This window comes from Herminiimonas fonticola (assembly GCF_040395855.1).
GTDB classification, from domain to species: Bacteria; Pseudomonadota; Gammaproteobacteria; order Burkholderiales; family Burkholderiaceae_D; genus Oxalicibacterium; species Oxalicibacterium fonticola_A.
Genome location: NZ_JBEBPO010000025.1, coordinates 17,424 through 27,646 on the forward strand (window position 1 = coordinate 17,424; position 10,223 = coordinate 27,646).

The 10,223-nt window shown below is 50.8% G+C and carries 11 protein-coding genes and 1 tRNA gene; 1 reads left to right on the top strand and 11 read right to left on the bottom strand.

Translation table 11 applies throughout. The annotated features are described in order from the left end of the window. Position 1: 1 nt before the first annotated feature. From ABWP27_RS05455 to rpsO, 9 genes are all read right to left on the bottom strand, one after another. Positions 2-1,255, bottom strand: coding sequence for an NADH-quinone oxidoreductase subunit D (locus tag ABWP27_RS05455; protein WP_353154437.1), 1,254 nt, complete (start codon positions 1,253-1,255; stop codon positions 2-4). Next, a complete protein-coding gene (locus ABWP27_RS05460) occupies positions 1,255-1,851 on the bottom strand; it encodes an NADH-quinone oxidoreductase subunit C (protein ID WP_353154440.1) in 597 nt (198 codons plus the stop codon). The genes ABWP27_RS05455 and ABWP27_RS05460 overlap by 1 nt, the downstream gene beginning before the upstream one ends. A gap of 18 nt (positions 1,852-1,869) precedes the next feature. Next, positions 1,870-2,346, bottom strand: coding sequence for a NuoB/complex I 20 kDa subunit family protein (locus ABWP27_RS05465; protein WP_012079319.1), 477 nt, complete (start codon positions 2,344-2,346; stop codon positions 1,870-1,872). Between the two features lie 3 nt (positions 2,347-2,349). Then, complete coding sequence (locus tag ABWP27_RS05470) at positions 2,350-2,709, bottom strand: NADH-quinone oxidoreductase subunit A (protein WP_353154442.1); 360 nt, start codon at positions 2,707-2,709, stop codon at positions 2,350-2,352. 116 nt (positions 2,710-2,825) lie between these two features. Next, positions 2,826-2,910 (bottom strand) — tRNA-Leu (locus tag ABWP27_RS05475). A 100-nt stretch (positions 2,911-3,010) separates the two neighbouring features. Next, a complete protein-coding gene (gene secG / locus ABWP27_RS05480; protein WP_353154445.1) occupies positions 3,011-3,409 on the bottom strand; it encodes a preprotein translocase subunit SecG in 399 nt (132 codons plus the stop codon). Between the two features lie 41 nt (positions 3,410-3,450). Beyond that, positions 3,451-4,197, bottom strand: a complete 747-nt coding sequence (gene tpiA / locus ABWP27_RS05485) for a triose-phosphate isomerase (RefSeq protein WP_353154448.1) — start codon at positions 4,195-4,197, stop codon at positions 3,451-3,453. 153 nt (positions 4,198-4,350) lie between these two features. After that, positions 4,351-6,483 carry a polyribonucleotide nucleotidyltransferase gene (gene pnp, locus ABWP27_RS05490; RefSeq protein ID WP_353154451.1) on the bottom strand — a complete coding sequence of 711 codons (2,133 nt, stop codon included), beginning with the start codon at positions 6,481-6,483 and terminating at the stop codon, positions 4,351-4,353. Positions 6,484-6,724: 241 nt separating this feature from the next. After that, positions 6,725-6,994, bottom strand: a complete 270-nt coding sequence (rpsO, locus tag ABWP27_RS05495; RefSeq protein ID WP_353154453.1) for a 30S ribosomal protein S15 — start codon at positions 6,992-6,994, stop codon at positions 6,725-6,727. A gap of 154 nt (positions 6,995-7,148) precedes the next feature. Between rpsO and bamE the strand changes: the two genes are divergently transcribed. Beyond that, on the top strand, positions 7,149-7,655 hold the full coding sequence (gene bamE / locus ABWP27_RS05500) for an outer membrane protein assembly factor BamE domain-containing protein (RefSeq protein ID WP_353154455.1): 507 nt from the start codon (positions 7,149-7,151) through the stop codon (positions 7,653-7,655). Positions 7,656-7,816: 161 nt separating this feature from the next. Here the strand turns inward: bamE and oxlT are convergent, their stop codons facing one another. Together oxlT and ABWP27_RS05510 are read right to left on the bottom strand one after the other, a co-directional pair. Next, complete coding sequence (oxlT, locus tag ABWP27_RS05505; RefSeq protein WP_353154458.1) at positions 7,817-9,127, bottom strand: oxalate/formate MFS antiporter; 1,311 nt, start codon at positions 9,125-9,127, stop codon at positions 7,817-7,819. 237 nt (positions 9,128-9,364) lie between these two features. After that, positions 9,365-9,691, bottom strand: coding sequence for a hypothetical protein (locus ABWP27_RS05510; protein WP_353154460.1), 327 nt, complete (start codon positions 9,689-9,691; stop codon positions 9,365-9,367). Positions 9,692-10,223 lie beyond the last annotated feature (532 nt).

Sequence of the window (10,223 nt, forward strand, 5' to 3'; positions counted from 1 at the left end):
ATTAGCGGTCAATCTCACCAAACACAATATCTTGTGTGCCGATGATGGTTACTGCATCGGCAATCATGTGGCCCTTGGCCATTTCATCCAGACCTTGCAAATGCGGGAAGCCTGGCGCCCGGATCTTCATGCGATATGGCTTGTTTGCGCCATCCGAAATCAGATAAACACCAAACTCGCCTTTCGGATGTTCCACTGCGGCATATGCCTCACCGACCGGTACGTGGAAGCCCTCGGTAAACAGTTTGAAGTGATGGATCAAATCTTCCATGTTCGACTTCATGTCTACACGTGATGGCGGCGCAACTTTATGGTTGTCCGTCATGACAGGGCCTTGGTTATTACGCAACCACTCAACGCATTGCTTGATGATGCGATTCGATTGGCGCATTTCTTCAACGCGAACCAGATAACGATCGTAGCAATCGCCGTTGGTACCGACTGGAATATCAAAATCCAGCAAGTCGTAGACTTCATACGGTTGCTTTTTACGCAGATCCCATTCGATGCCCGAACCGCGCAACATGGCGCCGGTGAAGCCCATCGCCATCGCACGTTCTGGCGACACCACACCGATGCCGACCAAACGCTGCTTCCAGATACGGTTATCGGTCAACAGGGTTTCGTATTCATCGACATAGGTCGGAAAGCGATTGGTAAAGTCTTCAATGAAATCGAGCAGGGAACCCTGGCGGTTCTCATTCAGCTTATTGATCGCTTTGGCGTTACGAATAATCGATGCCTTGTGTTGCGGCATTGCATCCGGCAAATCACGGTAAACACCACCCGGGCGATAGTAAGCCGCATGCATGCGCGCGCCGGAGACCGCTTCGTAGCAATCCATCAAATCTTCACGCTCACGGAATGCATACAGGAACACGCCCATGGCCCCAACGTCCAGTGCATGTGCGCCCAGCCACATCAGGTGATTCAGGATGCGCGTGATTTCATCGAACATGACGCGGATGTACTGTGCACGCAAAGGTACTTCGAGATTGAGCATTTTCTCAATCGACATCACATATGCATGCTCGTTACACATCATCGACACATAGTCGAGGCGATCCATGTATGGAACGGATTGCAGATAGGTTTTTTGCTCAGCCAGCTTCTCGGTCGCACGATGCAACAAACCGATATGCGGATCGGCGCGTTGAATCACTTCGCCGTCGAGCTCCAGCACCAGGCGCAACACACCGTGCGCAGCAGGATGTTGAGGACCGAAGTTAAGGGTGTAGTTCTTGATCTCAGCCATTATTTCACCCCGTATTGTTCTTCACGAATCACACGCGGAACGATTTCGCGCGGATCAATCGTGACGGGCTGGTAAATCACCCGTTTTTGCTCAGGGTCGTAACGCATTTCAACGTAACCGGAGACTGGGAAATCCTTGCGGAATGGATGACCGATAAAACCGTAGTCGGTCAAAATGCGACGCAAATCATTGTGACCTTCAAACAAAAGGCCGAAAAAGTCGAAGGCTTCACGCTCATACCAGTTGGCAGTCGGCCATATATCTGTCACCGATGCCACAACCGGCACTTCATCGTCCTGTGCGAATACCCGCACACGTACACGCCAGTTATGCGTAATCGACAGCAGATGCGACACCACAGCGAAACGCTGCCCATCCCAAGTGCCATCGCCGTAAGTCGAGTAGTCAACACCGCACAAATCGATCAATTCTTCGAAGCGCAAATCGGCATGATCACGCAGCACGCGCATGGCGGATGCATAATCTTTCGAATTTACCACGATGGTGATCTCACCTAACGCGAGTGTCAGGCTTTGGAGTTGATCGCCGAGCGCGTTGCGCAAGGCCGATTCGAGGAGTTCAATTTTGATCGTCATAATTAAACAGGCAGCCTCTTAGCGAGCAATCGTATTGGTACGACGGATCTTGTTTTGCAATTGCATGATCCCGTACAACAACGCTTCAGCAGTTGGAGGACAACCTGGAACATACACATCTACCGGCACGATACGATCGCAACCGCGCACCACCGAGTAAGAGTAGTGATAATAACCACCACCGTTGGCACAGGAGCCCATCGAAATCACCCAGCGCGGCTCGGCCATCTGATCGTAGACCTTGCGCAACGCCGGCGCCATTTTATTGCACAGCGTACCGGCAACAATCATCACGTCAGATTGACGCGGAGATGGGCGGAACACCACACCAAAGCGATCAAGATCGTAACGCGAAGCACCCGCGTGCATCATTTCCACTGCGCAGCACGCCAGACCAAAGGTCATCGGCCACATCGAACCGGTACGGGTCCAGTTAATCAGCTTATCGGCTGTCGTAGTAACGAAGCCTTCGTTCAATACGCCTTCAATTGCCATGACTTACTCCCAATCCAGCGCGCCTTTTTTCCATTCGAACACCAGACCGATAGTCAGCACTCCAAGGAAAATCATCATTGACCAAAATCCGAGCATCCCTACTTCGCGCATCGCTACCGCCCAGGGAACTAGGAAGGCCACTTCGAGGTCGAACAGGATAAATAAAATTGCGACGAGATAATAACGCACATCGAACTTCATGCGCGCATCTTCAAAGGCTTCAAAGCCGCATTCGTAGGGAGAGAGTTTTTGTGCGTCTGGCTTGTGCGGTCCGAGGATACGCCCCAATATTTGAGGCACGACACCAACACCAATGCCAACCAGAATAAAAAGCAAAACAGGGAAGTAATTTTCGAGGTTCACGATTCGCAGCAGTAAGTTATACGGTTAATTGACGCGCAAAAAAAATCCGTTGAATTAAGCGACTATCTGTCGATAAAAAGCCAGCTCAGGCACTCCCTTGCTGGCCTTGTTTTGTTTGGTGCCGACGGCGAGACTCGAACTCGCACAGCTTTCGCCACTACCCCCTCAAGATAGCGTGTCTACCAATTTCACCACGTCGGCATTAGCCCTACATTCTAACCCGCTTTAAGACATTTGCTCAATCTGCAATTGCATCAAAACATGATAAAAAAGAGACTCTCTCATACGTATTTATACGTAGTTATTTCGGAATCTGATTCGACTGCTCTTTTTCAGATGCAGACACAGGTGCAGCAGGCTGCACATTTGCAGTTGCACCCGGCACTTCTGCAGACTTAGTTTCCGCGCCAGGAACAGCAGACACCGGCAAATTTTCCATCACACCAGCGCTGGTTTGCGCAGGCTTGTTGCTGATAAACGCAAGACCCAGGGTCGCAGCAAAGAAAATAGCTGCGGCAACGCCGGTAAACTTCGACAGGAAATTCGACGATCCGGTGGCACCGAACAAGCTTCCTGACGCGCCCGAGCCGAAGGATGCGCCCATATCAGCACCCTTACCATGTTGCAGCAATACGAGTCCGATGATCGTCAATGCAGACAGCACTTGAACAACGACGATGATGGTATGCAAACTATTCATTTAATTTCCAGTTTTAGGTAATTCGTAACAAAGCCAGCGGTTTATCCCGCGCGGATAATCGCCAGAAAATCCGCGGCCTTCAATGCTGCTCCACCTATCAGGCCGCCATCGATATCCGGCATGGCAAGCAACTCTTTGGCGTTATCCGGCTTCATGCTGCCGCCGTACAAAATTCTCACTTCTGTTGCAGCCTGCGCATTTTTTTCGTGCAAGCGCTTGCGCAATACGGCATGGACTTCCTGCGCCATCTCCGGTGTTGCAGTCTTGCCGGTTCCAATTGCCCAAACCGGTTCGTATGCCACCACTATTTTCGCCAGATCATTTTCTGCAATCGATGACAACACCACATCGATTTGCCGACCCACGATTTCATCGGTCTGCCCTGCTTCGCGCTGCACCAATGTTTCACCGACGCAAACAATAGGAATCAGTCCCGCACTCAGCGCACGCGCTGTTTTCTGCGCGACCAATTCATCTGTTTCACCAAAATATGCACGACGCTCGGAATGACCAACAATCACATAACGACAGGCAAATTCCAGCAACATGGCTGCCGACACTTCACCGGTGTAGGCACCGGCTTCATGCATAGACACATCTTGCGCACCGAGTGCAACCACACCACCCGCCAGCAAGGATTGGCATTGCGCAAGGTAAGGTGCCGGGACACACACTGCTGCATCACATGCTGCGTTGCCAAACTCGGCTTTGATCTCTGCCAGCAAAAGAGCATTGGCAGCAAGACTGCCATTCATTTTCCAGTTGCCTGCGACGAGTTTGCGGCGCATATGAAATCCATGATTCTAATAACCCGCTATTCTAGCTTGTTGCAGCAAGCATGGTCAAACTAGATACTTGACCAAGGTCAATAAAAAACCGCCCAATGCTTGCGCAATGAGCGGTTTTTATTTTTACATTCAGGCAAGCCTGATTCAGACTGATTACTCTTGCGGCGCCGCTTCCGGATTCTCTTCTGCGAGCGCTGCTTTCATCGACAATTTCAAGCGACCACGGTCGTCTGTTTCCAGAACTTTAACGCGCACTTGCTGACCTTCTTTCAGGTAATCAGCAACAGCATTCACGCGTTCGTTGGCGATCTGGCTGATGTGCAGCAAACCATCCTTGCCTGGCATGACTTGAACGATCGCGCCGAAGTCCAGCAATTTCAGAACCGTGCCTTCGTAGACTTTGCCAACTTCAACTGAAGCGGTCAGTTCTTCGATGCGACGTTTAGCTTCCTGGCCGGCAGCTGCGTCGACGGAAGCGATGGTGACTACGCCTTCATCGCTGATGTCGATTTGCGTGCCGGTTTCTTCGGTCAGTGCGCGAATCACTGCGCCGCCTTTGCCGATGACGTCACGGATTTTTTCCGGATTGATCTTGATCGTGATCAGGCGTGGTGCGAAGTCAGACAACTCACCAGTGGTGCCGCTAGGAACTGCTTTTTCCATTTCACCGAGGATATGGATACGGCCTTCTTTGGCTTGCGCCAAAGCGACTTGCATGATTTCCTTGGTGATGCCCTGGATTTTGATGTCCATTTGCAAAGCGGTAATACCGTTAGCGGTACCAGCCACTTTAAAGTCCATGTCGCCGAGGTGATCTTCATCGCCCAGAATGTCGCTCAGGACTGCGAACTTGCCGCCATCCTTGATCAGGCCCATTGCGATACCAGCCACGTGCGCTTGCATAGGCACGCCGGCGTCCATCAATGCCAGGCAGCCGCCGCAGACCGAAGCCATCGACGACGAACCGTTGGATTCTGTGATTTCCGAAACCAGACGAACCGAGTAGCTGAAATCTTCCGGTGCCGGCAATGCAGCAACCAGTGCACGCTTGGCCAGACGGCCGTGACCGATTTCACGACGCTTGGGCGTACCGACACGACCGGTTTCGCCAGTTGCGAACGGAGGCATGTTGTAGTGCAGCATGAAGCGGTCCGAATACTCGCCCATCAATGCATCGATCTTTTGTTCGTCGCGTGCGGTACCCAGCGTTGCGATAACCAATGCCTGCGTTTCGCCACGAGTAAACAATGCCGAACCGTGAGTGCGTGGCAAGACGCCGGTACGGATAGTGATTGGACGTACAGTGCGTGTATCGCGACCATCGATGCGTGGCTCACCATCAAGGATTTGCGAACGAACGATTTTTGCTTCCAGATCAAACAGGATGTTGCCGACTTCTGCCGAATCCGGCGCAGCGCCGCCGACCGAGGTAGCTTCTGCAGCAACTTCAGCATTCACTTCTGCAAACGCATCTTTCAACTTGGCAGTACGTGCCTGCTTGTCTTTGGTTTGATACGCTGCACGCAATTTTGCTTCTGCAAAGTGCGCCACGCGTGCGATCAAGGCTTCGTTCTTTGCTGGAGGCGCCCATTGCACTTCTGGCTTGCCACCATCACGCACCAACTCGTGAATCGCATCGATGACTGCTTTCATTTGATCGTGACCGTAGACAACCGCGCCGAGCATGACTTCTTCCGACAATTGCTGTGCTTCGGACTCAACCATCAACACTGCTGTTTCGGTACCGGCAACAACCAGATCCATTTGCGATGTTTTCAATTGCGACGAAGTCGGGTTCAATATGTATTGGCCATCGATATAACCGACGCGCGCAGCACCCAGCGGGCCTGCGAATGGAATGCCGGAAACCGACAAGGCAGCCGATGCACCGATCATTGCAGCGATGTCCGGATCGATCTCGGGATTGACCGACATCACGTGAATGATGATCTGCACTTCATTCAAATAACCTTCCGGGAACAGCGGACGAATCGGGCGATCGATCAGACGCGATGTCAGTGTTTCTTTTTCCGAAGGACGGCCTTCACGCTTGAAGAAGCCGCCTGGAATACGACCTGCAGCGTAGGTTTTTTCGACGTAATCAACGGTCAACGGGAAGAAATCCTGACCTGGTTTTGCATCCTTGCGTGCCACAACGGTAGCAAGTACAACAGTATCTTCAATCGAGACGAGTACGGCACCGGAAGCTTGACGAGCGATTTCGCCGGTTTCAAGCGTGACCGTATGTTGACCATACTGGAAAGTTTTAGTGACTTTATTAAACACGGGTGTTCCTTTCTAATTTTACCGACAGATTTTCAGGTGCTGTCGTTCACCTCACCACAAACGACACAACAAATCAGGCGTCGCTTTTTACTGCTTGTTTCATTACTTGTTTATTGCCTGCTTACCGGGAGTTACTCAGTACTTCATTACAAACAACAAACTTCAAAAAGACAAAATGCCCGCATCAGAGAACTGACGCAGGCATTTTTCTATGCAAGCCGGATAAAATAACGCAAACGAATTACTTGCGCAGACCGAGCTTTGCAATCAGATCACGATAGCGCGTTGCGTCTTTGTTTTTCAAGTAAGACAGCAGGCTCTTGCGACGATTGACCATCATGATCAAACCGCGGCGGGAATGGTGATCTTTCGAGTGTGCTTTGAAGTGACCGTTGAGGTCGTTGATACGTGCGGTCAACAGAGCGACTTGCACTTCTGGTGAACCAGTATCATTTGCGCCACGTGCATTATCTGCGACGATGGCAGCTTTGCTTGCTTTTTCGATAGACATGATTGAATTACCTTTCACATGCGATGCACAGAGTTCTCACCCCACACACCGTGAACAACGATTAATAAAACAGGTCAAATTGACCAGCCCCGGAGTATAGCGGAAATACTTAAGCGATTCAAACACTTGGGGTACTTATTTTAAGGTGGACGATATGAATTATGTTCAAAAAGCAATGTTGAGCAGCTTGTTGCTTCTGCTCACCGCCTGCGCTGCCCTCATGCCGCCGGTCCAGGTCGGCGAGACCGAAGCGCAAGTCATTGCCAAGCGTGGGCAACCAACTGCGCGCATTCCCGACGTAAACGGTTATCTGCTGGAATACACGCGCAACCCCTGGGGACAGGCTACCGATATGGCACGTTTCGACCGCGATGGCAGACTGGTTTCATACGAACAGGTACTGACGACGGAGAAATTCGCCACCATCAAACCGGGCGTATCGACCAAAACAGATGTGCTGCGCACCATAGGCCACCCTTCGGAAACATCTTATTTACCGCGTCAGCAACTGGAAGTATGGACCTATCCATACAAGGAGGCCGGCGTATGGAACTCGATGATGCATGTTCATTTCAACAACAATGGCACCGTTAACAAAATGGAAAACGGACCGGATCTGCGCTTTGATCGCGATGGAAAATTCGGCTTTGGCTTCATGTAAAACAGCATCAGGCAATGCCATCCGGCCGACCACAAAGAAAAAGGGCTGACGCTTGTGGCGCCAGCCCTTTCGATTGCCCTGCTTTATGACAAGGCAACTCGCTCCGCAGCAATCAAAGCCATTTCTTAATTATTAACAAGTTCTGCGGATAATTCCTGCATTTACACCGCAACACGCTCACCTTCCAGCTCCATATCCTGAGCTGTATTATTAGCCATCATGCGTTTGCGCATAGGCGACAAGATCAGTTTTGCAGACAAACCGGCAAAAATGGTGATGATCGCGGCCACCACAAATACACGGCTCCAGCCACCGCCGGCAGACAATACCGATGCGAGAGGCACCAGCAGTGCTGCCGTACCTTTGGCGGTGTACAGCGTGCCTGAATTGCCGGCGGCAAATTTGCTGCCAAAGATGTCCGCACAAATTGCCGGGAAAATCGAAAAAATCTCACCCCAGCACAGAAAGACCATGGCCGCAAACGCCATGAATGCATACGGATTGTGACCAAACTTCATCAGCCCCAGCAAAGCCAGGCCTTCGCCGATGAAGACGATGAACATGGTATTTTCACGGCCGATTTTATCCGAGACAAAACCGCACAAAGGACGAGTCAGACCGTTAGCAACGTTATCGATGGACAAAGTCATCGTCAGTAAAGGCAAGGTTGCACCGAACAAGGTCATAGGCAAGGTTGCAATACCGAAGTCCGTTGCGATCGGACCAATTTGTGCTGTAGCCATCAAACCACCGGAAGCCACCAACACGAACATCACATACAAGACCCAGAAAACCGGCGACTTGAGCATTTGCCTGGTTGTGTAATCCACCCTTGCGGCAGAACCCGCTTTTACCAATGCAGATTTGGGCGCGACAGGCTTGATCAACAGCATGGACAGAACGAGAATACAAACGCCTTGGATAATGCCGAAGGTGAAGAATGTTTTTTCGTAGCCCGAATTTTGAATCATGTTCGCGATAGGAATCACAGTGATGGCAGCACCTGCACCGAAACCGGCTGCAGTCAAACCGGCAGCCAGACCACGACGATCCGGGAACAATTTCAACGCATTGCCAACGCAGGTACCGTAGACGCAACCGGCACCGACGCCGCTCACAACCGCTGCAAAATACAGCATCGGCAAGGAAGTGGCGTAACTATTAAGTACCCACCCCAGACCTGCACACACAGCGCCAACTGCAACCACGGGGCGCGGGCCAAATTTATCAACCAGGTAACCTTCGATAGGAACCAGCCAGGTTTCCGTCACGATAAAAATGGAAAACGCGAGTTGAATTGCCGCTTTTCCCCAATGATGCGCATTGTCGATAGGCGTGACGAACAGCGTCCAGCCATATTGCAGGTTCGCCATAAAAGCCATGCAGGCAATACCGATGAGCAGTTGCATCCAGCGATTTTTGTACCCTTTTGCGCTCTGAATATTCGATGCGCCGGTTTGATTACTATTCATTTCTAACTACCTCTCAAGAAGTCATAAGACGTTGAAACGATCAAGGTAATGTCATGGACAGGCTGATCGTTCCATTCGTGATGTGTGACTGCAGGCAAAGGCGTGATTGACCAGGCGCGACCAATATCATCCAACGAAGACCGACTCGTTGAGCACTATGTTTTTATGATGATGTTGACCCGCGAAGCTAATCAGTGCGTACATCTACGCGTGTACGCACGATTCACCAAATACCTGCTACAGGAGAGGCGGAGCGCGAGAAGAGTAATACGTGGAAACAGCAGAGAAGAATTGCCGGATCGAAGCCTGGGGCTGTTCGATTGCAAGATTAGGCAATTCCAGTAGTGCAAACGACGACGTCAGCCCATTATCGAAATCGTCGAAGACCAAATGCGGAACCGCACCGCCATCGAAACAAGCGCCATCATCATAGAGACACTGATAATCGGCTTGCGCGCGCTTGATGTTCGTTAATGTTTCGGCGAATGCCAACTGCTGCGCAAACAGCAGCGCAAACGCAAGCCAGACATTAACGAGAAGACGCGATTTCATCAGCAAGAACAATCACAGCAATGCATGGAAGCGAACAATGCAGGTAAAGCAATCTGGAATTTCCAGTGCGTATGAATTATAAATCCATTCAGAAAAGCGCGTACCGCACACGACACTGATTGATATTTGATCTGTTCATATCAATGTGATTAATACTCAGAACGATCATGCGATCAATCTATAAGGGAGCAATTTTTGGGATCAAGGCAGCAAGGCCGATGCCATTGAAAGAGCACTAAAAAAGAAACAGCCCAAAGAGCTGCTGCGCGTCACTGTATAAAATATTGATAGTCAGCGATAAGGGGACCGTGCTGGCGACAACCGATTCCAGCGTGCACGCATCCAGAATCCGACAGACAGGAGAATTTACAAGGACACCGGTTTTAATTATGGAAATACTGGAATGCGCTTCGCTTTTCCAGCCACACCTCTGATCGTATTGTCAGATGCATGGAGAAATTTTTTCAGGCAAAACAAAAGGGGTTACGTCTTATGAACGTAACCCCTTGCTTATGCTGGTGCGGCTGGCAGGAATCGAACCCAC

Coding starts and splice junctions, on each gene's coding strand:
- ABWP27_RS05455 (WP_353154437.1), bottom strand. CDS start 1,255: ATGGCTGAGATCAAGAACTACACCCTTAACTTCGGTCCTCAACATCCT.
- ABWP27_RS05460 (WP_353154440.1), bottom strand. CDS start 1,851: ATGACGATCAAAATTGAACTCCTCGAATCGGCCTTGCGCAACGCGCTC.
- ABWP27_RS05465 (WP_012079319.1), bottom strand. CDS start 2,346: ATGGCAATTGAAGGCGTATTGAACGAAGGCTTCGTTACTACGACAGCC.
- secG (WP_353154445.1), bottom strand. CDS start 3,409: ATGAATAGTTTGCATACCATCATCGTCGTTGTTCAAGTGCTGTCTGCA.
- tpiA (WP_353154448.1), bottom strand. CDS start 4,197: ATGCGCCGCAAACTCGTCGCAGGCAACTGGAAAATGAATGGCAGTCTT.
- rpsO (WP_353154453.1), bottom strand. CDS start 6,994: ATGTCTATCGAAAAAGCAAGCAAAGCTGCCATCGTCGCAGATAATGCA.
- bamE (WP_353154455.1), top strand. CDS start 7,149: ATGAATTATGTTCAAAAAGCAATGTTGAGCAGCTTGTTGCTTCTGCTC.
- oxlT (WP_353154458.1), bottom strand. CDS start 9,127: ATGAATAGTAATCAAACCGGCGCATCGAATATTCAGAGCGCAAAAGGG.